This is a genomic window from Nocardia sp. GCM10030253, assembly GCF_042675075.1.
Classification (GTDB): Bacteria; Actinomycetota; Actinomycetes; order Mycobacteriales; family Mycobacteriaceae; genus Nocardia.
Genome location: NZ_JBHTDL010000012.1, coordinates 185,448 through 210,307, shown reverse-complemented (window position 1 = coordinate 210,307; position 24,860 = coordinate 185,448). Strand labels below are relative to the sequence as shown.

24 protein-coding genes and 1 pseudogene are annotated in these 24,860 nt (G+C 66.9%); 20 read left to right on the top strand and 5 right to left on the bottom strand.

Going from position 1 to position 24,860, the window contains the following annotated elements:
- Nucleotides 1–125 precede the first annotated feature (125 nt).
- Nucleotides 126–860, bottom strand: a complete 735-nt coding sequence (locus ACFQZZ_RS27265; protein WP_378686452.1) for an SDR family NAD(P)-dependent oxidoreductase — start codon at nt 858–860, stop codon at nt 126–128.
- Nucleotides 861–951: 91 nt separating this feature from the next.
- On the opposite strand from ACFQZZ_RS27265, the gene ACFQZZ_RS27260 reads away from it, so the two are divergent.
- The 7 genes and pseudogenes from ACFQZZ_RS27260 to ACFQZZ_RS27230 all read left to right on the top strand — a co-directional run.
- Nucleotides 952–1,770, top strand: a complete 819-nt coding sequence (locus ACFQZZ_RS27260) for an alpha/beta fold hydrolase (RefSeq protein WP_378686450.1) — start codon at nt 952–954, stop codon at nt 1,768–1,770.
- A gap of 222 nt (nt 1,771–1,992) precedes the next feature.
- The gene (mshA, locus tag ACFQZZ_RS27255) at nt 1,993–3,462 is read left to right on the top strand and encodes a D-inositol-3-phosphate glycosyltransferase (RefSeq protein WP_378686449.1); all 1,470 of its coding nucleotides are present in this window, start codon (nt 1,993–1,995) and stop codon (nt 3,460–3,462) included.
- Nucleotides 3,459–3,965, top strand: a complete 507-nt coding sequence (locus ACFQZZ_RS27250; RefSeq protein ID WP_378686447.1) for a YbjN domain-containing protein — start codon at nt 3,459–3,461, stop codon at nt 3,963–3,965. The genes mshA and ACFQZZ_RS27250 overlap by 4 nt, the downstream gene beginning before the upstream one ends.
- Nucleotides 3,966–4,068: 103 nt before the next feature.
- Nucleotides 4,069–4,974: an ROK family protein gene (locus ACFQZZ_RS27245; protein ID WP_378686445.1), complete on the top strand. Its 906-nt coding sequence runs from the start codon at nt 4,069–4,071 to the stop codon at nt 4,972–4,974.
- Between the two features lie 29 nt (nt 4,975–5,003).
- A complete protein-coding gene (locus ACFQZZ_RS27240) occupies nt 5,004–5,741 on the top strand; it encodes a phosphoglyceromutase (protein ID WP_378686443.1) in 738 nt (245 codons plus the stop codon).
- A 269-nt stretch (nt 5,742–6,010) separates the two neighbouring features.
- Nucleotides 6,011–8,068 (top strand): CocE/NonD family hydrolase, encoded by a 2,058-nt coding sequence (locus ACFQZZ_RS27235; protein WP_378686441.1) that lies wholly within the window; start codon nt 6,011–6,013, stop codon nt 8,066–8,068.
- Between the two features lie 316 nt (nt 8,069–8,384).
- A pseudogene (locus tag ACFQZZ_RS27230) lies at nt 8,385–9,806 on the top strand (CocE/NonD family hydrolase); the annotation flags it as partial.
- A gap of 4 nt (nt 9,807–9,810) precedes the next feature.
- On the opposite strand, the gene ACFQZZ_RS27225 reads toward ACFQZZ_RS27230, so the two are convergent.
- Entirely contained in the window at nt 9,811–10,476 is a 666-nt protein-coding gene (locus ACFQZZ_RS27225) for an NADPH-dependent F420 reductase (RefSeq protein ID WP_378686439.1), read from the bottom strand.
- A 91-nt stretch (nt 10,477–10,567) separates the two neighbouring features.
- Here ACFQZZ_RS27225 and ACFQZZ_RS27220 point away from each other — a divergent pair, with 91 nt between their 5' ends.
- The 3 genes from ACFQZZ_RS27220 to ACFQZZ_RS27210 all read left to right on the top strand — a co-directional run bounded on the left by ACFQZZ_RS27220 (nt 10,568) and on the right by ACFQZZ_RS27210 (nt 13,080).
- The gene (locus ACFQZZ_RS27220) at nt 10,568–10,972 is read left to right on the top strand and encodes a winged helix-turn-helix transcriptional regulator (protein WP_378686437.1); all 405 of its coding nucleotides are present in this window, start codon (nt 10,568–10,570) and stop codon (nt 10,970–10,972) included.
- A gap of 186 nt (nt 10,973–11,158) precedes the next feature.
- Nucleotides 11,159–12,394, top strand: coding sequence for a sensor histidine kinase (locus tag ACFQZZ_RS27215; protein WP_378687121.1), 1,236 nt, complete (start codon nt 11,159–11,161; stop codon nt 12,392–12,394).
- Complete coding sequence (locus ACFQZZ_RS27210) at nt 12,391–13,080, top strand: response regulator (protein WP_378686435.1); 690 nt, start codon at nt 12,391–12,393, stop codon at nt 13,078–13,080. Before ACFQZZ_RS27215 ends, ACFQZZ_RS27210 begins: the two co-directional genes overlap by 4 nt.
- A 58-nt stretch (nt 13,081–13,138) precedes the next feature.
- Here ACFQZZ_RS27210 and ACFQZZ_RS27205 read toward each other — a convergent pair whose 3' ends face one another.
- Nucleotides 13,139–13,468: a hypothetical protein gene (locus ACFQZZ_RS27205; RefSeq protein WP_378686433.1), complete on the bottom strand. Its 330-nt coding sequence runs from the start codon at nt 13,466–13,468 to the stop codon at nt 13,139–13,141.
- A 69-nt stretch (nt 13,469–13,537) separates the two neighbouring features.
- Nucleotides 13,538–14,419, bottom strand: a complete 882-nt coding sequence (locus ACFQZZ_RS27200) for a hypothetical protein (protein ID WP_378686431.1) — start codon at nt 14,417–14,419, stop codon at nt 13,538–13,540.
- Nucleotides 14,420–14,484: 65 nt separating this feature from the next.
- On the opposite strand from ACFQZZ_RS27200, the gene ACFQZZ_RS27195 reads away from it, so the two are divergent.
- The 9 genes from ACFQZZ_RS27195 to ACFQZZ_RS27155 all read left to right on the top strand — a co-directional run bounded on the left by ACFQZZ_RS27195 (nt 14,485) and on the right by ACFQZZ_RS27155 (nt 23,227).
- Nucleotides 14,485–15,519: a hypothetical protein gene (locus ACFQZZ_RS27195; protein ID WP_378686429.1), complete on the top strand. Its 1,035-nt coding sequence runs from the start codon at nt 14,485–14,487 to the stop codon at nt 15,517–15,519.
- 204 nt (nt 15,520–15,723) lie between these two features.
- Nucleotides 15,724–17,061, top strand: coding sequence for a pentapeptide repeat-containing protein (locus tag ACFQZZ_RS27190; RefSeq protein WP_378687119.1), 1,338 nt, complete (start codon nt 15,724–15,726; stop codon nt 17,059–17,061).
- Between the two features lie 326 nt (nt 17,062–17,387).
- Nucleotides 17,388–18,317 (top strand): sugar phosphate isomerase/epimerase family protein, encoded by a 930-nt coding sequence (locus ACFQZZ_RS27185; protein WP_378687117.1) that lies wholly within the window; start codon nt 17,388–17,390, stop codon nt 18,315–18,317.
- A gap of 148 nt (nt 18,318–18,465) precedes the next feature.
- The gene (locus ACFQZZ_RS27180) at nt 18,466–19,350 is read left to right on the top strand and encodes a thioesterase family protein (protein WP_378686427.1); all 885 of its coding nucleotides are present in this window, start codon (nt 18,466–18,468) and stop codon (nt 19,348–19,350) included.
- Nucleotides 19,351–19,372: 22 nt separating this feature from the next.
- Nucleotides 19,373–20,191 (top strand): pyrroline-5-carboxylate reductase, encoded by an 819-nt coding sequence (gene proC, locus ACFQZZ_RS27175; protein ID WP_378686425.1) that lies wholly within the window; start codon nt 19,373–19,375, stop codon nt 20,189–20,191.
- A 160-nt stretch (nt 20,192–20,351) separates the two neighbouring features.
- A complete protein-coding gene (locus ACFQZZ_RS27170) occupies nt 20,352–20,642 on the top strand; it encodes a helix-turn-helix domain-containing protein (protein ID WP_378687115.1) in 291 nt (96 codons plus the stop codon).
- 169 nt (nt 20,643–20,811) lie between these two features.
- Nucleotides 20,812–20,913, top strand: coding sequence for a 30S ribosomal protein bS22 (locus ACFQZZ_RS27165; RefSeq protein WP_003402602.1), 102 nt, complete (start codon nt 20,812–20,814; stop codon nt 20,911–20,913).
- A gap of 215 nt (nt 20,914–21,128) precedes the next feature.
- Nucleotides 21,129–22,202, top strand: coding sequence for an NAD-dependent epimerase/dehydratase family protein (locus tag ACFQZZ_RS27160; RefSeq protein ID WP_378686424.1), 1,074 nt, complete (start codon nt 21,129–21,131; stop codon nt 22,200–22,202).
- Entirely contained in the window at nt 22,199–23,227 is a 1,029-nt protein-coding gene (locus ACFQZZ_RS27155; RefSeq protein WP_378686422.1) for a lysophospholipid acyltransferase family protein, read from the top strand. Before ACFQZZ_RS27160 ends, ACFQZZ_RS27155 begins: the two co-directional genes overlap by 4 nt.
- Here ACFQZZ_RS27155 and ACFQZZ_RS27150 read toward each other — a convergent pair.
- Nucleotides 23,224–24,189, bottom strand: coding sequence for an HAD family hydrolase (locus ACFQZZ_RS27150; protein ID WP_378687113.1), 966 nt, complete (start codon nt 24,187–24,189; stop codon nt 23,224–23,226). The two genes, ACFQZZ_RS27155 and ACFQZZ_RS27150, sit on opposite strands and share 4 nt — an antisense overlap.
- A 186-nt stretch (nt 24,190–24,375) precedes the next feature.
- On the opposite strand from ACFQZZ_RS27150, the gene ACFQZZ_RS27145 reads away from it, so the two are divergent.
- On the top strand, nt 24,376–24,636 hold the full coding sequence (locus ACFQZZ_RS27145) for a glutaredoxin family protein (RefSeq protein ID WP_378686420.1): 261 nt from the start codon (nt 24,376–24,378) through the stop codon (nt 24,634–24,636).
- Nucleotides 24,637–24,860: the final 224 nt, after the last annotated feature.

The window sequence follows — 24,860 nt, the reverse complement described above, 5'->3', positions numbered from 1 at the left end:
CTAGCCGCCCGCGCAGGTTGGAGCGAATCTTCAGCAACCACTGCGGCGGCGGTCCGGCCAGCCCTGACTCGGGCCACGATAGACCGGAGAACGCGGCCCTGCGACCCGAGCCGCCGGGGCTGAATTCAGCCGCGGCGCGCGAAGCGGCCGGGGACCACCTGGTCGCGCGGCGCGACGATGATCTGGTCCAGGTTGACATGCGACGGTCGCGAGGCCACGAAGCCGACAATCTCCGCGATGTCCTGGGCCACCAGCGGGTCGATGCCTTCGTACACCTTGGCGGCACGTTCCGCGTCGCCGTCGAAGCGGACCAGGGAGAACTCGGTTTCCACCGCGCCGGGCGCGATCTCGGTGAGGCGGACCGGCTGACCGAGCAGCTCGCCGCGCAGCGTGCGGTGCAGCACCGCCTGGGCGTGCTTGGCGGAGGTGTAGCCGGAGCCGTTGTCGTAGGCATGGAAGGCGGCGACCGAGGTGATGGTGACGATGAGGCCATCGCCGGAGGCGATCAGCTTCGGCAGCAGCGCCTTGGTGATGCGCAGCGTGCCGAGCACGTTTGTCTCCCACATCCAGCGCCAGTCGTCGAGATCGGCCTCGGCGACCGGGGCAAGACCCTTCGCGCCACCCGCATTGTTGACGAGCACGTCGGCGCCCTCGATCGCCTCGGTGAAGGCCCGCACCGATTCGTCGGAGGTCACGTCGAGCTCCAGCGCGGTGCCACCGATTTCGTCGGCGAGTGTCTGCAGCCGATCGAGCCTGCGGGCACCGACGCAGACGTGGTAGCCCTGCTTGGCGAGTTCCCGGGCGGTGGCTTCCCCGATTCCCGAGCTGGCTCCGGTGACGACGGCAGTGCGGATACTCATAGCGTCGATCTTATGTGCCGGCGGTTTGCCGAAGGCCGCGGTTGTTGCCCGGATCACGGTCGGCCCGCGCCGCACCGTTAGCCTCGGTGGCATGGCTATTCGGGATGCGGTCAGTGCCGACGGAACCACCATCGTCTATCAGGTGACCGGGCCCGCCGACGGGCGACCGTTGGTGCTGCTGCACGGTTGGTCGGCGAACCTGCGGTGCTGGGGTGCGGCCGCCGACGAACTGGCCGAACGGTTCCGTGTCATCGCCGTCGATCTGCGTGGGCACGGTTACTCCGACGCTCCGGAGGCTGGATACGACGATCCCAAGAACTGGGCCGCCGATGTCGCGGCGGTGCTGGCGGGGGAGGGCATCGAGTCCGGCGCGGTGCTGCTCGGCTGGTCCTACGGCGGGATCGTGCTCAGCGACTATCTGACCGCATACGGCACCGGCGCGATCGCGGGCATTGTCTACACGGGTTCGATGGCGAATATCGGCCGCGCACCCGGTGCGGAGACCGGTTCGGCCATGAAGGACGCCATTCCGGGTGTCTTCGAGGAGAGCGCCGGTCGTGCGGTGCGCGCCTTCGGCGCTTTCGGCAATGCCAACACCGGGCCGGGCCAGGACAAGGGAGTCGACGCGCAGCGGTTGTTCGGGGCGAGCCTGGCCACGCCGCCGAGGGTGCGCAAGGCGCTGTTCTATCGGACCGTCGACAACACCGAGACGCTGCGTGCGCTGGATGTTCCGGTGCTGGTTCTGCACGGCACCAGCGATCCGGTCGTCCCGATCGAGAACGGCCGCTACATCCTCGACACGGTGCCCGGCGCTCGCGCCTCGTTCTGGGAGGGCGCGCAGCACGGCCTTTTCATCGAGGACCGTGCCAGGTTTGTCGCCGAGGTCAGTGCGTTCGCAGACGGTCTGTAGCGCGACCGCGCTGCCTGGCGTGGCGATCTCGATCGCACCGAATCAGCCGTCCGAAACCCGCCGGTACGTATGGCTTGTGTCGAGCAGACTTGTCGTGTTCGGCAGCGCCGACCGAGTCGGCCGTGCATGGTGCCGGTATTGGTGCGTGTCCTCACGAACACCCTGTGATGGCTGTCACTTGCTTCGGTAGCGGCGTCTGAGTTCGCCGATGCAACGTGCACTATGGATAGTGTGAGTCAACGCCCGGACCTACGGCCCAATCGGATTGCCGTGCTATCGGTGCACACCTCACCACTTGCTCAACCGGGCACTGGCGACGCGGGCGGCATGAACGTGTACGTGTTGCAGACCGCCGTTCAGCTGGCTCTTCGCGGTACCGAGGTGGAGATTTTCACCCGGGCCACCTCCTCGAATGTCCCGCCCGTCCAAGAGGCGGCGCCGGGGGTGCTCGTACGCAATGTGGTGGCGGGTCCGTTCGAGGGGCTGGACAAGCACGACCTGCCGACCCAGCTGTGCCCGTTCACCGCCGAGGTATTACGGCAGGAGGCCAGGCACCAGCCCGGTTACTACGACCTCGTGCACTCGCACTACTGGCTGTCCGGTCAGGTCGGCTGGCTGGCCCGTGACCGCTGGCGGATACCGCTGGTGCACACCGCGCACACGTTGGCCGCGGTGAAGAACGCCGCGCTCGCCGATGGCGACTGTCCCGAGCCCGTCACCCGCGAGATCGGTGAGAAGCAGGTGATCGCCGAGGCGGATCGGATGGTCGCCAATACCGCCGAGGAGGCGCGTCAGCTCATCGAGCTCTACGGCGCCCAGCCCGAACGTATCGACGTGGTGCCGCCCGGCGCCGATCTGACCCGCTACCTACCCGGCGAAAAGGCCGCAGCCCGAGCCGAATTGGGGCTGGCCGCCGACGAGCAGATTGTCGCGTTCGTCGGCCGGATACAGCCGCTGAAGGCGCCCGACGTACTGGTGCGCGCCGCCTCCGAGGTGCTGCGGAGGCAGCCTGAGCGGAAGCTGCGGGTGCTCATCGTCGGCGGCCCATCCGGAACAGGACTCGAGCGTCCCGATGCGCTGATCGAGCTGGCGGCCGACCTCGGCATCGCCGACCGCGTGACCTTCCTGCCACCGCAGCCGCCGGACCGCCTGGTTCAGGTGTATCGCGCCGCCGACCTGGTCGCGGTGCCCAGCTACAACGAATCGTTCGGACTGGTTGCCATCGAAGCGCAGGCCAGTGGCACCCCGGTGCTCGCCGCGGACGTGGGCGGTCTCGGCACCGCGGTGCGCCACGGCGAGACCGGCCTGCTGGTGCCCGGCCACACCACCATCGATTGGGCAGGCGCCCTCGGCCACCTGCTCGATGACCCGGAACGGCTGCGCCGCATGAGCACTCGCGCCGTGGAGCATGCCGCGAACTTCTCCTGGGAACACACCGCGGAGGGTCTGCTCGCGAGCTACTCCGCGGCGCTGACCGATTTCCGTGCCGCCCGCACCACCCTCGGTGGCGGGCGCGGTGTGGCAGACCACGCACAACTGCTCAGCGGCGGCAGCGAGTTCGACGGGGCACGGCTCGCGGCGCCCGGTGAACGCGCTAGCCTCGCCATGGAACGCGCTGCGGCGCTCCTCGGCGAGAGCAGCCAGGCCAGATCGCGGGCGCTGTGGCGGCGCCGGACGGGAGCACGCCGGTGAGTAGTGAGGCACACGCGACCGCGCGGCTGATCGACGAGACGCTGCGTGAGCGGGAGATCGAATACACCCACCCCAGCGCGGATGTCTTCGTCGTCATCCTGCCCGGTGAGCGCAAGCTGAAGACCACCGTCCTGCTCACCGTCGGCAAGCACGGCGTGCGGATCGAATCGTTCGTCTGCCGCAAGCCCGACGAAAACTTCGAGGGCGTCTACAAATTCCTGCTGCGGCGCAACCGCCGCCTTTACGGCGTGGCCTACACCCTCGACCGCGTCGGCGACGTCTACCTCGTCGGCCGCATCGCCACCCACGCCGTCACCGCCGACGAACTGGACAGGGTGTTCGGCCAGGTCCTCGAGGCTGTCGACGCCGACTTCAATACCCTGCTCGAACTCGGCTTCGCCGAATCCATTCGGAAAGAATGGAAGTGGCGCGTCTCGCGCGGCGAGTCGCTCACGAACCTGCGCGCCTTCGAGCATCTGGTGGACGCGGCCGACAAGGCCTGAACGGGCCAGACTCCATGGATCCTGGCCGAGCCGGCGTCGAAACCATGAGGCGCGGGCGAAGCATATTCTCGAGTGGTCGCGAGGTATGAGGAGGTCGCACGCGATGATGGTTCTTGCTCTCGATATCGGTGCGACGAAATTTGCCGCCGGGGTGGTGCACGCCGGTCGGAAGGTGCGCGATGTGCGCCAGGTCGAGGTGCCGCGCGAGTCGGTGTGGGAGGCGTGCCGCGACCTGCTGCTGGAGGTGGCTGGCGAGGGCACCGTCACGGCGGTCGGGATCGGCTCGGCCGGGCCCATCGATGTGCGATCGGGTGTCACCGGCCCGCTGAATATCCCCGAATGGAAGTCCGGGTTTCCGATCGTCGCCGAGGTGCAGCAGCTCTTTCCCAGCGCCGCAATACGATTCGCGATGGACGGAGCATGCCTCGCGCTTGCCGAACATCACGTCGGCGCGTTGCGCGGTGTGCCGAACGGGTTGGCGATGACGGTGTCCTCGGGCATCGGCGGCGGGATCATCGCGGATGGCCGGGTGCTGCTCGGCCGCACCGGCAATGCCGGGCATATCGGTCACATTGTGGTGCCGGGCTGGGATGTGCCGTGCGAATGCGGCGGTGTCGGGTGCGTCGAGGCGATCGCGAGTGGCATGTCCTCGGTGCGCTGGGCGCGCGAGCAGGGGTGGGGCGGAGAAACCGGCGCGAGTCTGGCCAAGGCGGCGCACGCCGGTGACGAGATCGCGCTCGCCGCGCTGCACCGTTCGGGCACCGCGCTCGGGACGGCGATCGCTTCGGCCGCGGCACTGCACGATATTGATCTCGTGGTGATCGGCGGCGGCTTCGCGCAATCGGGTGAGCCGCTCTGGAAACCGCTTCGCGCGGCGGTAGCCCGGCACGCTCGATTGGACTTCCTCCGCGACCTCCATGTCGTGCCGTCGCGAATTACCAACGGCGCCACCCTCGTCGGTGCCGGCGTGCTGGCGGCCGGTCATGCAGCGGCCGACACCATCGGATGAACGATTCCCGACATGCCAGAATGGCCTGCATGACGTACACCCTCGTACTGCTGCGCCACGGCGAGAGCGAATGGAATGCCCTGAATCTGTTCACCGGCTGGGTGGACGTGCACCTGACCGACAAGGGCATCGCCGAGGGCAAGCGGGCCGGGGAACTGCTGGCCGAACACGGCATCCTGCCGGATCTCGTCTACACCTCGCTGCTGCGCCGCGCGATCAGCACCGCGAACATCGCGCTGGACGCGGCCGATCGGCACTGGATCCCGGTGGTCCGCGACTGGCGGCTCAACGAGCGGCACTACGGCGAGCTGCAGGGCAAGAACAAGGCACAGATCCGCGACAAGTACGGCGACGAGCAGTTCATGCTGTGGCGTCGCAGCTACGACACGCCGCCGCCGCCGATCGACCCGGCCAACGAGTACAGCCAGGAGGGCGACCCGCGCTATGCGGGCATCGAGGTGCCGAAAACGGAGTGCCTCCTTGACGTGGTGAACCGGATGGTCCCGTACTGGGAGTCGACCATCTCGAGGGAGTTGCTCACCGGCAAGACCGTGCTCGTTGCCGCGCACGGCAATTCGCTGCGTGCCCTCGTGAAGCATCTCGATCAGATATCCGACGACGACATCGCGGAGCTGAACATCCCGACCGGCATCCCGCTGCGCTACGAGCTCGACGAGAACCTGCGCCCGGTCCGCCCGCGCGAGTACCTGGACCCGGAGGCCGCCGCCGCCGGCGCCGCCGCGGTGGCAGGCCAGGGCGGCAAGTAGCCCGTCGGACATTCTGCACGCGGCTGCGCCGCGGTCGAGCAATCGGCCGCGGCGCATTGCCGTTTCGTGCTGGAAACCGTGCCTTGTGGTGAGCGTTAATTCTGATCTTCGGGCAGGGCTTCAGCGGTAACACGCATGCGCTATGGCATGCTGTCGGCTGTATGTGAATCGGTATTCGGGTCAGAAGTGCGCGTAACCGAAAGTTCGAACTTACTCGTCGGTATGTACACTTCGGTCGTTCGATCAGTCCGAGAGGTGGATCACGTCCGATGAAGCACGCGTTGCGGGTCACGGTGGGGGCAGTTGCCACCGCGGTGCTCGTTCCCTTCCTCACTTCCGGCGCCGGCGCCGATCCTGTTACCCCGGGTGCTGACGGCGGCGCCGCGGGAGCCGCCTGGGTAGCGGCCGAAGACGGCCCCCAGCAGTTCCCGAACGTGAACATCCAGTGGGATGTGCCGATCACGATGAGCGACGGCACCGTCCTCAAGGGCAACGTGTACCGCCCCGCGGACGCGGCGGGCCGTCCGATCGACACCCCGACGCCGACCGTCGTCAACATGACGCCCTACACCAAGCTGGTGTCGAACCTCGCCGACAGCGCGATGTCCATCCCCGGCCTGTCCGACGCGCTGATCGAGCTGTTCCGTCAGATCGACATGAGCGGCACTCCGCTGTCCGGCGTCACCGACCTCACCAAGGCCTTCGGCGGCGGCGAGCTACGCAACTTCACCGTCGATCGCCAGCTCATCAAGGGCGGCTACACCCAGGTCGTCGTCGATGTGCGCGGCACCGGTTTCTCGCAGGGCGTGTGGGACATGCTGCGTCAGCGCGAGCAGCAGGACACCGTCGAGGTGATCGACTGGGCGTCACGCCAGCCGTGGTCCAACGGCCGCATCGGCATGAACGGCATCTCGTACTCCGGCATCAACCAGGTGCAGGTCGCCGAGAAGCAGCCGCCCGCGCTGAAGGCGATCTTCCCGGTCGTGCCGGGCAGCGACCTTGTCAACGACGTGCTCGCGCCGGGCGGCGGCTTCGGCTTCAATTTCATCCCGCTGTGGCTCACCGCCATCAACGGCCTCAAGCTGCTCCCGGATCTGGCGTCGGTGGTCAACGGCCAGTTCGATACGAAGTGGCTCGCCGACCGGGCGAAGGATCCGCTGACCTTCATGGACGTGCTGCTCAACGTCTACACCACCGCCCGCGTCGAGGATCTCGACCCGCGTGCCAAGGAACTGCTGACCGGCACCTCGACGGCGCGGGCAGACTGGCTGGGCGATCCGAGCAAGATCCAGGTGCCGACCTTCGTGACCGGCGGCTGGCACGACCTGTTCACTTACTCGGAATCCAAGATCTACAACGCGATTCCGCTGCCCGCGGGCCAGAAGCAGCTGCTGATGGGCAACACCTATCACGTCAACTCCGGCAACGAATACGGCAAGCCCGGCCTCCCGCCGCGGCTGGATGTGCTGCAGCGCGCCTGGTTCGACAAGTGGCTCAAGGGCATCGACAACGGCATCGATGAATACGGCCCCATCACGCTGCGCCAACAGGGCGGCGGCTGGATCACCACCGACTCGTTCGCCGATCCGGACGCGGCCACGTCGGCGCAGGTCGCGGCGCATCGCCGAATGTACTTGTCCGCCAACCGCAGTGGCACCACGAACAGTCTGTACGACGGATCGCTGCTGCCCGAGGCAAGCCCCGACTCGGCGCGGCTGACGGTCGCGCCCGGCCTGACTACCCTGTGCTCCAACGACGCAGCGCAGGGTAGCGCGGGCGTGCTCTCGATCATCGATGGCTGCGCCAAGGACTCTCGGATCGCGGAGACGAACGGCCTGACATTCACCAGCGCCCCGGTCGCCGACACCACGACGATCTCCGGCCGGATCGCGGTGCGGCTCAATACCGTTCAGGATGGCACCGACGGTTACTGGGTGGCCACCGTGAACGACGTCGCGCCGGACGGGCGGTCGACCGTGCTCTCCTCCGGGCAGATCATGGCGTCGCTGCGCGAGATCGACGACGCCAACAGTTCCAAGTCCGCCAACGGCGACTACACCGACCCGCGGCCGTACACCTCGCTGGATCGGCGCCAGCCAACGGTGCCGGGGCAGGAGACGACCTTGGACATCACGCTGCCCGCCACCGAGGCGATCCTGAAGCCGGGCCACCGCCTGCGCGTCGATGTGTTCGCGGGCAACTTCCCGAAGGGCCTGCCGGTGCTACCTATGCTGCTCGACACCGGTTTGAAGCCGCAGCATGTGCAGCTGGATCCGAACCGCCCGAGCTTCGTCAATATCCCGGTCCGAGGTAACTCCGGTTGGTGATATCGGCGTCGGCGTGCTGACGAGGGCGTCTTTCTTCGATTCTTTCGGAGGAAGGCGCCCTTCTTCTTTGGCGCGCGGCGATTGGGCACTGTGACGGTCCGGTGAATGTCGCTTTGTGAACTCACACGAATCGTGTTCGTTTTCACCGGATTCGCGTACAGACCGTCCGGCACGACCTAATTTAGGGAGCGCTTACTCCCTGAGAAAGTGGGTCGCATTCACATGCGGTACGTACTCCGCGCTGCCGTGCTGATCATCGCCGCAGGCGTGCTGACGCCGTTCCTCTCCCCGGTCGCGTTGTCCGCGGTGGTCGACCGGCGACATCGGGATGAGCGGCGTGTCGTACTCGGGTCTCAACCAACTCCAGGTCGCGGCGAAGAACCCGCCTGCGTTGAAGGCGATCTTCCCGGTCGTGCCGAGCCGGAATCCGTTCCGCGACTTGGTCGCTCCCGGCGGAGCCGTCGGCGTCACCTTCATGCCCGCCTGGCTCGCCGCCGTCAACGGCGGAAAGCTGGTGCCGGATATGACGGCGCTGCTGAGCGGGAAATTCGACATGAAGTGGCTGATGGATCGATTGGCCGATCCCTTCACCTTCATCGATGCCTTTTTGAATATCATGCTCACCCCGCAGATCTCGGATCTCAGCCCGAAGGTCCAGGAGTTGCTCGACGGCGACAGCCCAGGGCGGCTGGCCTGGGAGACCGACCCGACCGCGATCACCGTGCCGACCTTCGTGACCGGCGGCTGGCACGACGTATTCGTCAATTCCCAGACCGATGTCTACGAGCGAATCCCCGTGCCGCCCGGCCGGAAACAACTGCTGATGGGCGATGGATACCACATCAGCAACGGCAACGAGTCCGGTCGCCCCGGCCTGCCGCCGCGCATGGACGTGTTGCAGCGCGCCTGGTTCGACAAGTGGCTCAAGGGCATCGACAACGGGATCGACCAATACGGCCCGGTGACCATGAAACAACAGGGCGGCGGTTGGATCACCGCGCCGTCCTTCGGACAGCCCGACACGGTGTACCGGCGGATGTATCTGTCCGCGGCCTCGAGTCGCACCTCGGCGAGCAGCGTGCATGACGGATCGCTTTTCACCGCACCGAGTCCGGGCGTCGACCGGCTCAGCGTCGCGCCCGGACTGACCGGACTGTGCTCGCGTGACGCGGCACAGCAGACCATCGGCATCGTGTCCATCATCGACGCCTGTGGCAAGGACTCGCGTATCCAGGAAATCGGCGGGCTGACCTTCACCAGCGCACCGGTCGGCGAGCCGACCACGATCTCCGGGGCGATCGCGGTGCGGCTCAACACGATCCACGACGCCACCGACGGGTACTGGGTCGCGACCGTGAACGATGTCGCGCCCGACGGACAGTCGCGGGTGCTGTCGTCCGGTCAGCTGGTCGCCTCGTTGCGCGCCATCGACGAGGACCGCAGCACCAGGCTGCCCAACGGTGACTACATCGAACCGGTGCCCGCTCTGTCACTCGACGAGCGTCAGCCGACGGTGCCCGGTCAGCCGACGACCCTCGATATCGCGGTGCCCGGCGTCGACGCCGTTCTCCAGCCGGGCCACCGCCTGCGGGTCGACGTCTACGCGGGCAACTTTCCGAAGGGCCTGCCACCGATGCCGCTGATGTTCGAAAGCGGCATACGCCCCCAGCACCTGCCGCTCGACCCGAATGAGCCGAGCTTCGCGAACATTCCGGTGCAGGGCAATCCCGGATGGTGAGGGATTAGTCCTCGACGGCGAAGGCGGCGTCCAGCGGCGGGAAGACGGCCCTGGCGTCCTGGCCGCTGAACCAGAGGCCGACGGTGAAGACGGATGTCGCTTCCAGGTACTTGGCGCGGTGCAGGCCGCCCGACGAAACCGGTTGCAGGTTCAGGTCTTCGGCCAGTTCGGCGACCTGCCGCACGGCGGTCGGGTCGTCGCCGCAGATCGGGACGCCCAGCCGGCGGCCCTCGAATTCCCGTGCGTCCGAAGCCCATACCTCGGCGGCACACACGTTGAACGCCTTCACCACATGCGCGCCCGGTGCGGTCGCCGCGACGCGCTCGGCGACCGCGTCCTCCGCGAGCACGAACGCGGTTGCCCCGGCGGGTGCGGCCTCGTCCGGCATGAACGCGTTGGTGCAGTCGATCACTGTGCGTCCCACCAGTTTTTCGCCGACCGCACCCAACACTTCGTCAAGGGCGCTTACCGGTAAGGCAAGCAGGACAACGTCGCCGAACTCGGCGGCGTCCACGATGTCGCCCGCTCGTGCGCCGTGGCCGATCGAGGCGGCCAAGCCGTCCGCGGCGGCTCGCGATCGCGCGCCGATGACGATCTCGTGCCCGGCCTCGGCCCAACCCCCGCCGAGCGCCTGCGCCATCTGCCCGGCACCGATGATTCCGATTCGCATCTCAACTCCTAGCTCTGGATGTCTTCGGAAATAACGCTAGGAACTTCGATAGGCACCTCGAGGTGCGTATCAGCGGTGGCAGGCTTGATCCATGACAGTCGAACCTGCCGAGCCGATCGTCGCCGGACCCGCGGAGTTCGCGCCGTACGGCGATTTCGAAGCCGACTGCCCGGCCAGGATGGCGGTGGACCTCTTCGGCAACTCGTGGCTACCGGTGATCGTGTACATGCTGCGCGAGGGTCCGATGCGTCCTGGCGACCTGCGCGCCACCATCGGCGGCATCAGCCAGAAGATGCTCACCCAGACACTGCGCCGGATGGAACAGATGACCCTGATCGTGCGCCACCGCTATGCCGAGGCCCCGCCACGGGTGGAGTACGAGTTGACGGCGGCGGGGCGTGATCTGCTGATCCCGATCTACGCTCTCGGCGAGTGGGTCGACAGGCACGGCAGCGCGGTCCGCGCGGCCATGTCATGTGCCGATGACGAGGACTGATCGCACCAGGTAGAACCGCTTATATGCCGATTGGGTATGACCGAATACCGCTCGTCGCTCGTTTCGCCCTCCGGATGTCTAACAACGCGTAAACGCGCGGCTAACAGGGCTGGAAGTGCCCATGACCTGCGCGAAACTTCGCGTACCCAGAGTTGGGTTGTCGGTTGGCGACCGTACGATTCAAGTGTGAGTGTTCCGCAGGCCGTACTGTTGGCAGTCCTCGCGGCTGTCGTCGGGCTGGCAGTCGGCGGGCTACTGATCCCGTTCATGAATGCCAGGCAAGCCGCGCGCAGGCAGGCCGATTCCGGGCTCACGATGTCGCAGGTGCTCGACCTGATCGTGCTCGCCTCCGAGAGCGGCATCGCGGTGGTCGACGAGTATCGCGACGTGGTGCTGGTGAACCCGCGTGCCGAGGAACTCGGGCTCGTCCGCAACCGACTGCTCGACGAACGCGCATGGGCCGCGGTGGAGAAGGTCCTCGCGACCGGTGAGTCCGCCGAATTCGACCTCACCGCGAAGAACCCGATGCCCGGCCGCAGTCGGATCGCGGTGCGCGGCGTGGCCAGGCAGCTGTCTCGCGAGGAAACCAGCTTCACCGTGCTATTCGCCGACGACGACTCCGAGCAAGCCCGGATGGAAGCCACGCGCCGCGATTTCGTCGCCAACGTCAGCCACGAGCTCAAGACTCCGGTCGGCGCCATGAGCCTGCTGGCCGAGGCCATGCTGGAATCCGCGGACGACCCCGAAGCCGTGCGCCACTTCGGCCAGCGCGTGCTCGGCGAATCCAGGCGGCTCGGCAAGATGGTGACCGAATTGATCGCGCTGTCGCGGCTTCAGGGCGCGGAAAAGCTGCCCGAGCTCGAAGTGGTGGATGTGGACACGGTGGTGACGCAGGCGGTCGACCGCTCGCGCACCGCGGCCGAGGCGGCAGGCATCACCGTCAGCACCGACCGGCCCAGCGGGCTCGAGGTGCTCGGCGACGAGACTCTGCTGGTCACGGCCCTGTCCAACCTGGTTGAGAACGCGATCGCCTACTCGCCCGCCGGCTCGCACGTCTCGGTGAGTCGTTCGCTGCGCGGCGATCACGTCGCGATGGCCGTGACCGATCGCGGCATCGGCATCGCCAAGGAAGACCAAGAGCGGGTGTTCGAACGGTTCTTCCGATCCGACAAGGCGCGCTCGCGCGCCACCGGCGGCACCGGTCTCGGGCTGGCTATCGTCAAGCACGTGGCCGCCAACCACAACGGTGAGATCACCCTGTGGAGCAAGCTGGGCACCGGTTCGACGTTCACCTTGCGAATACCCGCACATCTCGAGGCCGACAGCGACGACGAGGTCGACGGTTCCGTGGTGAGCATGAGAGAAATCAGCCCGCGCCTCTCGGGGCCGGGCAGACCCAACGGTGTGGAGGCACGCAGATGACGAGTGTTTTGATCGTCGAGGATGAGGATTCGCTGGCCGATCCGCTCGCGTTCCTGCTGCGCAAGGAGGGTTTCGAGGTCACCGTTGTCGGTGACGGACCGTCCGCGCTCGCCGAATTCGACCGGTCCGGCGCCGACATCGTGCTGTTGGATCTCATGCTGCCGGGCATGAGCGGCACCGACGTGTGCAAGCAGCTGCGCACTCGCAGCGGAGTCCCGGTGATCATGGTGACCGCGCGCGACAGCGAGATCGACAAGGTGGTCGGGCTGGAGCTCGGCGCCGACGACTACGTGACCAAGCCGTACTCGGCACGCGAACTCATCGCGCGCATCCGGGCCGTGCTGCGGCGCGGCGCGGGCGACGAACTCGACGGCAGCAACGAGAGCGGCGTGCTGGAAGCCGGTCCGGTCAGGATGGACGTCGATCGGCATACCGTGCACGTGAACGGCAAGCAGGTCACCCTGCCGTTGAAGGAATTCGACCTGCTCGAATATCTACTGCGCAATTCCGGTCGCGTGCTGACCCGTGGCCAGCTGATCGACCGGGTGTGGGGCGCCGACTACGTCGGTGACACCAAGACTCTCGACGTCCACGTCAAGCGGCTGCGTTCGAAGATCGAGGGCGACCCGGCCAAGCCGGAACATCTGGTGACAGTGCGCGGCCTCGGCTACAAGCTCGAGGCCTGACGGGCCGGTCCGCGGCGGGGTCGGCCGAGGCCCCGACAACCTCGGCGTCGCCGCAACCTCAGGGCAGGTAGAGCCAGGTGGGGCCGACCGGGGTGTCGGTCCTGCGCAGGCTGATCCAGCCGAGCGCGTCTTCCTGCATGCAGTCGTAGACATCCGCGGCGCTGGTGCCGCGGCACGCGATGGTGTGCGTGACCCCGTACGGGCTCATGATCAGGTTCTTGCCCTCCTTCGTCGCGTTCATCGCCTCCGGGCTGTTGGCGGGCACGAAGTCGGCGGTGAAATCGGCGTATTTGGCCGGATCACCATTGGGTTCCGCGTGCGCGGCGCCGCTCATGGCGAGGGTGGCTCCGACCGCGATGGTTGTCAGGGTGACAGCTTTCTTCAACATGACCGCACATCAAACCCCATACCGATGACGCTCATGTGGCGCGCAGGTGAACCACCCGCTATGCAAACCTCACGCCGATTGGTCGGAAACCTGTGCGTGCGCGTTCATTCGGTCGGCATGGACGGTCGCCGGATGAATTGCAATCAGGCCGAGTCCTTCGCGGCGCTTGCAATGCCTGGCCAGTTCCTCGTAGGCCGGTTTGCTGAGCAGTTCTGTGAGCTCGGGCCCGTAGGACTGCCACACCGGGCGAGCGCCGACGTGTGCGTCGGGGGAGCCGGAGCAGTACCAATCCAGGTCCATGCCGCCGGGGCCCCAACCGCGGCGGTCGTATTCGGTGATGGTGGTGCGCAGGATCTGAACGCCGTCGGGACGGTCGACCCAGTCCTGAGTGCGCCGGATAGGCAATTGCCAGCACACATCCGGCTTCACTTCCAGCGGCTCGATGCCTTTGCGCAGCGCCATGCTGTGCAGTGCGCAGCCGACGCCGCCCTCGAAGCCGGGCCGGTTGAGGAAGATGCACGCACCGTCGAAGCGTCGGGTGCGAAGCGCAGGCTCGTCTTCCAGCTCGTCGAGCTCGAGAAAGCCCTTCTTGACGACCTTGCCGTCCGCATTCCTGGCATGGTCCATCAGCTGCCAGTCGCCGGGTGTGAGCATTTTCACAGCACCCTCGAGGCGCTTGCGGTCGTCCTTGTCGGACAGGAAAGCGCCGTGCGAGCAGCAGCCGTCGTCCGGACGGTCGCTGAGGATTCCCTGGCAGGCCGGCGTGCCGAAGACACACGTCCAGCGCGACAGCAGCCACGTCAGATCCGCGACGATCAGATGCTCATCATTTGCTGGATCGACGAACTCGATCCATTCACGCGGGAAGTCCAGATCGACCTCGGGACTCGGATCGATCTTCTCCGCTGGTCGGGGCCTGGTCGGGCCGCTCGCGGATGCGCCTACCGTCACACATCGAGACGCTAACAGTTCGGTCGCCTGGTCTAAAGTCCCGGTTCACCCAGTACCGTGTTCATGTGCGGCTTGGGGTACTCGATGTCGGAAGCAATACCGTCCATCTGCTCGTGGTGGACGCCCATCGTGGTGGTCACCCGATGCCGATGAGCTCGACAAAGGCGACACTACGGCTGTCGGAAAACATGGACGGCGCAGGTCGGATCACCGTCCAGGGGGCCGAACGACTTATCGCGACCGTCGCCGAATTCGCCAGCATCGCCGAGACTTCCAAGTGTGTCGAGCTGATGCCCTTCGCGACCTCGGCGCTGCGCGAGGCGACCAACTCCGACGAGGTGCTCGCCAGTGTGCGGGCCGAGACGGGCGTCGATCTACGGGTGCTCTCCGGCGTCGATGAGGCCAGGTCTACCTTCCTCGCGGTGCGCCGGTGGTATGGCTGGAGCGCGGGCCGCATCCTCAACCTCGATATCGGTGGCGGTTCGCTGGAAATGACCAACGGCGGCGACGAGGAACCCGATGTCGCGCTGTCGCTGCAACTCGGCGCCGGTCGGCTGACCAGGGAGTGGCTGCGCGAGGATCCGCCGGGCAAGCGCCGGGTCGCGGTGCTGCGCGACTGGCTCGACGCGGAGCTGGTGCTACCGACGAAACAGCTGCTCGACGTGGGTAAGCCGGATCTCGCCGTCGGTACTTCGAAGACCTTTCGCTCACTGGCTCGGCTGACCGGAGCGGCACCCTCTTCTGCGGGTCTGCGGGTGCGCCGTACACTCACCAGCTCAGGTCTGCGCCAACTGATTGCTTTCATCTCGAGAATGACAGCGTCGGACCGTGCAGAATTGGAAGGCGTAAGTTCCGATCGGTCACAGCAATTGGTGGCTGGCGCATTGGTCGCGGAGGCGAGTATGCGGGCACTATCGCTGGATACCCTCGAGATTTGTCCGTGGGCACTGCGTGAGGGGCTCATCCTGCGCAAACTGGATACCGACATGAACGGCGGACCCCGAGCGACGAGCTCACCGGGACCGGCTGCCGATATCGGCAGGCCCGCACCCGGTGGTGGCGCCGCGCTTTCCGGCCCGATCGAAACGGTGTCGCAATGAGTGACGACTCGAAACAGCTATCGGTCGCCGAGCTGTTGGCCCGCAACGGTCAACAGGGTTCGGCCTCCTCCACTGGCGGTGGCGGTGGCAGGCGAAGGCGCAGCGGCCGTGGGATCTCGGTCGCCGAGCTGACGGGCGACCTGCCGGTCATCCCGGCCAACGGTGGGCGCTCTTCGCACGCCGCGCCCGACGAACCGGCGCTCGATGCGCCTTCGTATGAGCCCACCTCGTATGACTCGTATGAACCGTCGGCGTACCAGCCCGCGGCACGCGAGCCTGCGGCATACGAACCTGCCGGATACGAGCCTGCGGCATACGAACCTGCGGCATACGAGCCTGCCGGATACGAACCTGCCGCTTATCAGCCTTCGGCGTTCGAATTGCCTGCGCCGGAACCGGTTTCGTATTCGCCGCCGCCGCCCGCGCCGGAGCTGCCGAGCTACTCGCCGATGTCGGGGCCGATCACGCGCTACGACCCGCTCTCGGACTACGCGGCGCCGGAACGGCAGCCCGACCCGATGCCCGGCCGCTCGAATCGGGTCATGCCAGGTCGGGACATGCCCTCGTCGCGACATGCCGCGCCTGCCGACCCGCTGTCCTCGCACGCCGCGGCGCCCGATCCCTATGCGCCCGTCGATCCCTATGCGCCTGTCGATCGTTATGCGGCCGATCCACTGTCCAGCGACAGTTCGCTCTCGTCGCCGCCGCTCGGCTCCGGACGCACCGGGCGCCGGCGAAGGCACGAGCCCGACGAGGAAACAACCGAAGTACGTCCGCTGCGCGACACCGGCCGAGCCGAGCCGCTGCCAGATCGTGGATCGCCCAACGGTCATGCGGGGAATAGCGGATCGAGAACCGGCAGAGCGGCCCGGCGCCGCGCGGAGGAGGCCCTCGAAGTCGGGCCCTCGACCGCGGCCTGGTCCCCGACGACCAACGGGTTCGTACCGGAATCGCCGCCGCCGCCGTCGCCGTTGCCGGACACCACGTCGAGAACCAATGCGCCCGGCCGAGCCCCGAGCCCGGAGCCGCGTCCCGAGCCGCCACGAAGATCATCGCGCCGCGGCCAGGCCGATGGTGGTCTGCCCGCCTGGTCGGCACGAAGACGTCACACACCGACCCAGAAGAACGACGATCTCGCGCCCGAATCCGGTGGCATTCCGACCGCGGCGTGGTCGCTGGCAAGCCAGGATCAGCAGCTCGTTTCCGGCCAGACGGTGGCGGGCGACCTGCTGCGGGACGGTGTCGAGCGAGCCGAACGCGAGGATGCCGAGCGAGCAGGCAGGCGCGAGGGCGGTCGAAGCAAGCGCGGACGCTCGAAACGCGAAGCGGACAGGCCGCTCGATGTCGTCGATCTGGACGATATGGACGGCCGCACCGATGTGTACCCGGCGTTCGGGGTTGGCGCCGCCGCGGTCGACGACGACGAGGACGACCTCGACGAGCATCCCGATTCGGAGCGGGCTGGCGCGGGGATCATGTCGTCGCGCCGTTCCCGGGTCGCGCGTAAGGCGGAATACGACGCCAATCGGCGGCAGTGGATGATCCTCGGCGGACAGAGCACCGGCGCGGCGGTCGCCGGAATGTTGCTGTTCAAGGGTTTCGAGCGGATGTGGGAGATGCTCCCGTGGGTGGCGCTTGCCCTGGCGATGATCGTGATTCTCGGGCTGGTGGCGCTGGTACGGATTCTGCGCCGGACCGATGACATCCTCAGCACGGTGATTGCCGTTGTCGTTGGCATCTTTGTCACCCTGGGCCCGCTAGCCTTTCTTCTCAGTACGAACTGAGTAGGAGCTGCTGTGGGGAACATCGGGCAGGCGGACGACACACGGGTGGGAAGTGCGGTCGGCGAAGGCGTACTCGATACGGGCGTGCGATCGGAACCTCGCTCGCCCGGCGAACTGGCGCGTGCGGATGGTCAGCAGATATTGGTCGGCCTGTCGACGGCGTCGGTGTATCCACAGAACACCGAGGCGGCCTTCCGCTACGCGGCCGAACTCGGTTACGACGGCATCGAATTGATGGTCTGGGCCGAACCGGCCAGCCAGAGTATCGCCACCGTGCAGGGATACGCCCGGAAGTACTCGGTGCCCGTGATCGCGGTGCACGCACCGTGCCTGCTGATCTCGCAGCGGGTATGGGGTTCGGATCCGATCGCCAAACTCGAACGCAGCGTGCACACCGCCGAGGCGCTCGGCGCGAGCACCGTTGTTGTGCATCCGCCCTTCCGCTGGCAGCGCCGCTACGCGGAGGGTTTCGCAGACCAGGTCGGTGAGCTGGAGGAGCACAGCCCCGTCATCGTCGCGGTGGAGAACATGTTTCCGATGCGCGCGGACACCTTGTTCGGCCGAGGTGCGGGCTCGGCCAAGCGGCTGGAGCGTCGCGGCGGGCCAGGGCTCGGTGTGACCGCGTTCAGCCAGTCCTATGACCCGACCGACATCGGATTCCGGCACTACACCCTCGACCTCTCACATACCGCGACGGCGGGTGCGGATCCGCTCGCGCTGGCCGGGCGGATGGGCCACGGCCTCGCGCACCTGCATCTCGCCGACGGCCGCGGTGCTGCACACGACGAGCACCTGGTGCCGGGCGAGGGCACCCAGCCCTGCGTGGAACTGTGCGCGGCGCTGGTGCACGCCGGTTTCTCCGGGCACGCGGTCGCCGAGATCAATACCCAGAGCGCACGCACCACCCAGGATCGTGCGGCGATGCTGCACCGCACGCTCGCCTTCGCCAGGCAGCATCTCAACGGCATGGCACCCGCTCCCGCTCCCGCGCCTACCCACGCCAACCAGGTGTGACGGGGTCGTTCGCCGAAACTCCTCCAAGGGGAATGCGGACGCTGAATCCGGTCGTTCTACGCTGTACGAACGTCGGGTAGCGGATAAGTGCCGCAGCTCGGTAGCCGCCGCAGACCGCCGACGCGGCGCATGGACGACAGGAGTGACGATGCCGGAGCTGACCGTGGACCTCGAGCGGGACACCGAGACCGATGCCCCGTTCAGCCGCGTATGCGCGCTGACCGAACTGTCCGCGCCCACCCCCGACACCGGCCGCTACCTGGGCAGCATCGACAAGATCTGGACGATCGGCAAGAAGGTGCACGGCGGCACCATGGTCGCGGCCAGCGCCGCGGCGGCCACCAACTGGCTGCGCGCCTCCGATCCGACACTGGCCGCGATGGCCCCCATCGCGGCGAGCTCCGACTTCCTCGGCGCCCCGGTGCCCGGCGACGTCGAGTACGAGGTGCGTATCCGCAAAGTGGGCCGACAGATCTGCCTGGCCGACACGACCCTGATCCAGGACGGGCGCAGCCTGGTGCGGACCGCCTTCACCTTCGGGCACCTCGACGACGCCGATCCCCTGTACGCGCCGCAGCACGGCGATATGCCCGCCGAGCCGCCCGCCGACGCCGTCGGCTACGAATCCGGCTCGCCGATGGGCAGCATCGTCCACGTCGGCCAAGGCGCGGAGCTGTACATCGACCGCGAGTGGGCCCGGTTCCTGGATGGCGAGCAAGCCGAACCGCGGCTGCGGCTGTGGATGCGCCCGCGCGCGGGCGATCAGCGGGATCCCGACGTCTCGATGTACTTCGCGATCATGTCCGCCGACATGAGCCCGCCGGTCCCGATGAACCTCGGCCACTTCGGCTGGGCGCCGACGGTCCAGATGACCACCTACCTGCGGCGCAGGCCGGCCCCCGGCTGGCTGCGGATCATCGCGACCACCCACGAGGTCGGTGGCCGCATGTTCGACGAGGATCAGCTCATCCTGGATTCCACCGGCGCGGTCGTCGCGCAAAGCCGCCAGCTGGCGCTGATTCCGCAGCGTTGAGCGCGGTCTAATCTTTACCCCCATGACGAGAATTGCGGTGATCGGTGGAGGTCGCATCGGGGAGGCGTTGGTCGCCGGGTTGCTCGAGTCGGGCCGAGCGGGCAGGGACCTGGTCATCGTCGAGACGCATGCGGATCGGGCCGCGCTGATCGCCGATCGGTTCGGCGTGCGGGTTACCGGCTCGGTGGCCGATGCGGTCGTCGGCGCGGATCTGCTTGTCATCGCGGTCAAGCCCGGTGACGTCGATACCGTGCTGACCCAACTCGGCAAGGCCGAACTCGACGCCGACCGGGATCAGGTGCTGGTCTCGCTCGCCGCGGGCGTGCCGACGGCGCGGCTGGAGGCGAAGCTGCCCGCGGGGTTCCCGGTGGTGCGGGTGATGCCGAATACACCGATGCTGGTCGGTCAGGGCATGAGCGTGCTCGCGCCGGGCCGCTACGCCAGGCCGGAGCAGTTGGCCGAGGTGACCGAGCTGCTCGCCGCGGTCGGCAAAGTGGTGACCGTCGCCGAATCGCAGATGGACGCGGTCACCGCGGTCTCGGGTTCCGGACCCGCGTATTTCTTCCTGGTCGTGGAGGCGATGGTGGACGCGGCCGTCGGGCTCGGCCTGACGAGGGACGTCGCGACCCAGCTCGTGGTGCAGACCATGGTCGGTTCCGCGGCGCTGCTCGACGACGCGGGCCAGAGCGCGGTGGAGCTGCGTGCCGCGGTGACGTCTCCGGCGGGCACCACTGCTGCGGCGCTGCGCGAGCTGGAGCGGGGTGGGGTCCGTTCGGCATTCCTGGAGGCGCTGCACGCGGCCAAGCAACGGTCGGCGGAACAGGGCAGGTCTGCGGAGTGACCGGTCGGTTCCCTGTAGGCAAACCTTATTTCTCACACCCGTCGCAGTAATCCCACTGGTCCCGCTAAGCTTCAAGGAGCACGTGCGTGTCTGTTCCGCCGGTGGGGAAGCCGGCGGCGCGGACGTGCCGGAGGTCAATGGTGCAATGATGTCTAACAAGATGTCTGCAAATAGCTCAGGGACGTCGCCAGGCGGCTCCGGACCATCTAGCAGCCGGGCAGGTTCCCGGTCGCAAGGCAGTCCGGGATCTCCAGCGCAACCCGTGCTCGGTGGCGGCACCCAGTTCCTCACCGTCGCCGAGGTAGCGAATTTGATGCGGGTGTCCAAAATGACGGTCTATCGGCTTGTGCACTCGGGTGAGTTGCCCGCCGTGCGAGTCGGTCGTTCGTTCCGGGTGCATGCCAAAGCGGTACACGACTACCTGGAGACGTCCTACTTCGACGCTGGATGAGGCGATTTCATTCGCCTATGAGTGTCCCGGTAGGATGAGCCCTCGGTTCGTGTTCGCCTGCCGGTGGCACCGTTTCGTGGTGTCCGGTGGCCGTCGGCGGCGCGGATGCTGAGTACGGCGTACGTGATTGACGTGCGCGCCGAGTAGAGAGAACGCGAGGAACAACCCTATGGGTTCTGTGATCAAGAAGCGTCGCAAGCGCATGTCGAAGAAGAAGCACCGCAAGCTGCTTCGCCGCACCCGCGTTCAGCGGCGCAAACTCGGCAAGTAAGCCGCTGCGCGTTAGCTGAGGGCCCGTCACCGATCAGGTGGCGGGCCTTTCGTTTTGAAACGCTCAAGTTTGAAAACGATTTGTGTCTGCGTGACTGAAGTCATCGTTAGCACCTGGTTAATACTCTCGAATACTCTCGGCGCGTCGTTGTGCAACGGTTACGCTGGAACCGCATTAAATGAAATGGGGGGCTGTCGAGTTGGGATCCGGTGCAGATGGGATCTGAGGTTAGAGACGGACACACGCCCAAGGTTGCGCTGGTTACCGGCGCCAGCCGGTACTTCGGCGGCAATGTGGTGGCTCGGCTCGCGCAGGATCCCGGCATCGAACGCATCATCGCCGTCGACACCATGACCCCGAGTCGCGAGCTATCCCGCCGCATGGGCCGCGCCGAATTCATTCGCGCCGACATTCGAAATCCGTTGATTCGCAAGGTAATCGATGTCAGCGAAGTAGACACTGTCGTGCATGCCGCGCTGTTGGCGCGCCCGCCGGCCGGTGGCAGCAGGGCGGTGATGAAGGACCTCAACGTCCTCGGCGCCATGCAACTGCTCGCGGTGTGTCAGAAGTCGCCGTCGGTGCGGCGGGTGGTGGTGCGCTCGACTTCCGCGGTGTACGGATGCAGCGCGAAGGATCCCGCGAAATTCACCGAAGAAATGAGTGCGCACACACCGCCACGCGGCGGATTCGCGCGCGACATGATCGAAATCGAAGGATTCGTTCGCGGGCTTGCACGGCGTCGCCCCGATATGGCAACCGCGATTCTGCGTTTTGCGCCGATCGTCGGTCCGCGGCTGGCCAGCCGCGGCGTGCAATATTTGCGTTCGCCGGTTGCGCCGACCGTGTTCGGGCGCGATGCCAGGATGCAGCTGGTGCACGAGGAGGACGCCGTTGCCGCGCTGGCGCATGCGGCGCAGGTGGCGGCCGTCGGCGCCTACAACATCGCGGGTGAAGGCGCGCTTGCCCTTTCCCAGGCGGTGCGGCGGGCAGGCCGCATCGAGCTGCCGATCCCGTTCGTGCTGTTCCGTACCGCGGGGCGCGCGCTGATGGGCCCGGTGATGCGTGAATTCAGTAGCGAGCAACTCGATTATTTCCACTTCGGCTGTGGTCTGGACACCACGCGCATGCGCACTGAACTCGGGTTCGTGCCGCGCTGGACGACGGTACAGGCGTTCGACGACTTCATCGGGGGCGCAGCGTCGCGGCCCGTCTTCGATCCCGCGTGGATCGATGTCGCAGAAAAGAAACTGCTCGGCCTGCTCGGGGCCGGTACGGGAGCACAACAATGAACGATGTAGCGAAAGTCATCCAACTCCACGACGTGAACATCGAGGCGCGCCCGCGCCCGACCACGCGCCGCTGGCCGGAACTTACGGTCGGTGAATCGCCGTCGAGCCAGGTGACCTCGCTGACCGAACGGCTGGCGGCCACCGAACCCCCAGTGCCGCAATCATTGTCGGAGATGCTGCGGGGTGCCCTCGGCAAGCAGATCGGCAAGACCGCGGATTTCGCGCGGCGCAGACTCAGCGGCGACTATCAGGTCGACGAATTCGGCTTTGACGAGCACCTGCTCGAGTCACTGCTCCTGCCCATGCTGCGTCCGATGTCGGATTTCTGGTTCCGGGTGCAGGTCAGCGGGATGCAGAACATTCCTGAGGTGGGTGGCGCGCTGATCGTCGCCAACCATGCGGGCACGGTCCCGCTGGACGGACTGATGCTGCAGCTGGCGATCCACGACAAGCATCCGAAGCAGCGGGCCCTGCGGCTGCTGGCCGCCGACCGCATCTTCGAGACGCCGGTCCTCGGCTCGCTTGCTCGCAAGGCCGGCCACACCCTGGCCTGCCGCCCCGACGCCGAACGACTGCTGCGCGCCGGCGAGCTGACCGGCGTGTTCCCCGAGGGTTTCAAGGGCGTCGGCAAGCAGTACACCGACCGCTACAAGCTGCAGCGTTTCGGCAGAGGCGGATTCGTGGCCGCCGCGGTGCGCACCGGCACGCCGATCATCCCGTGCTCGATCGTCGGTTCCGAGGAGATCTACCCGAAGCTGGCCGACATCAAGCCGCTGGCCCGGCTGCTCAATCTCCCGTACTTCCCGGTGACCCCGACATTCCCGCACCTCGGCCTGCTCGGCGCGGTGCCGCTGCCGTCCAAGTGGTACATCGAGTTCGGGACGCCCATCCCGACCACCGGCTACGAGGCGGAGGCCGCGGACGATCCGATGACCATGTTCGAGGTCACCGACCAGGTCCGCGAAACCATCCAGCAGACCCTCTACAAACTGCTCACCAAGCGCCGCAACGTTTTTACGGGTTAGTGCTCGCGGCGGCGGGTGACCGCCGCCGCGACGGCTCCACCGGCGGCGCCGAGCGCTAGTGCGGTCGGCACGCCGATCTTGGCGGCCTTGCGTCCGGTGCGGAAGTCACGGATTTCCCAGCCGCGATTCTTGGCGACCTCACGCAGATCCGAATCCGGGTTGATCGCCACCGCGGTACCGACCAGCGACAGCATCGGCACATCATTGTGGCTGTCGGAGTAGGCGGTACACCGCTTGAGGTTCAGGCCTTCCCGGACCGCGAGGGTGCGCACCGCGTGCGCCTTACCGAGACCGTGCAGGATGTCGCCGACCAGCCGCCCGGTGAATTTCCCGTCCACACTTTCGGCGACGGTGCCGAGAGCGCCGGTCAGCCCGAGCCGCTTGGCGATCACCTGGGCCAGCTCGACCGGCGTCGCGGTGACCAGCCACACCTGCTGGCCCGCGTCGAGGTGCATCTGCGCGAGAGCCCTTGTTCCTGGCCAGATCTTGTCGGCGATGATTTCGTCGTAGATCTCCTCACCCAGTGCGGCGAGCTCGGCGGTCGGGCGTCCGGCGATGAAAGCCAGCGCCTTCTCCCGGCCACTGGCCATGTCGGTGCTGTTCTCCTTGCCGGTGACGCGGAACTTGACCTGTTTCCAGGCGACGTCGACCAGGTCGGAGGTCTTGAAGTATTTGCGTGCGGCAAGACCACGGGCGAAATGCACGATCGACGCGCCCTGCACCATGGTGTTGTCGACATCGAAGAACGCGGCCGCGGTGAGGTCGCGCGGCACCTCGGGCCCCGTTGCCTCCTGGTCGGCCGCCGCTAGGTCGGCGTCGTGCAGCGTCAGCGCGGCATCCGCGCTTGCCTCGCCCGCAAGATTGGCCCGTAGCTCTTCTTCGCTCGGGCCGAAAGGGCTGCGGGAGATGCGCGCGAGCTGGTCCTGGAGACCCTGGCCGAGTCGGCCCTGATTCCATCGCACCGGAAATTCGCCGAATCGTCCCGCGATGAATCCGGCTTTCAGCCCTGAACTACGCACCTTCGATTGTTCCGGCACCAGTACCTCCGCCCGTCGCGCGAACCACGTCCACAGTAGCTGGAAGCGGTGACAGTCACGGCCTTACCGCGCGCAGCGAACAGGGCGTGGCGAGGCGATTTAATATCCGTCATGACCAATCCCACACATTCGGTGACTTTGCTGACGAGATCCGGTTGCGGCCTGTGTGTCATCGCGTTGGAACAGCTGCGGGTGATCTGCGCCGACTTCGGGATCGATCCGGCGACGGTGGATGTCGACGCTGCCGCCGATACCGACCCTGGCCTGCGCGCGGAGTACGGAGACCGCCTCCCGGTCGTGCTGCTGGACGGCCGTGAGCACAGCTATTTCGATGTCGACGAGCCCCGATTGCGGGCCGACTTGACCCGCTGAGGGAAAGCTGATCCTGTCCGTTTCCGCCGCGCTGCTGGTCGCGGCGGAAAATGAGGCCAAATTCACCGACTTTGTGCAGGGCTTCACAAGCGGTTACGGTGGTGGCACGCGACCCGCATGCCGAGGCTGCGGACCCACCGCGTAATGACACCCAGCATTCCGATACTTCGACCATGGCACCGGACCGCCCCGGGCACGAGGTCGAACAGCGACCGGACCCGAGC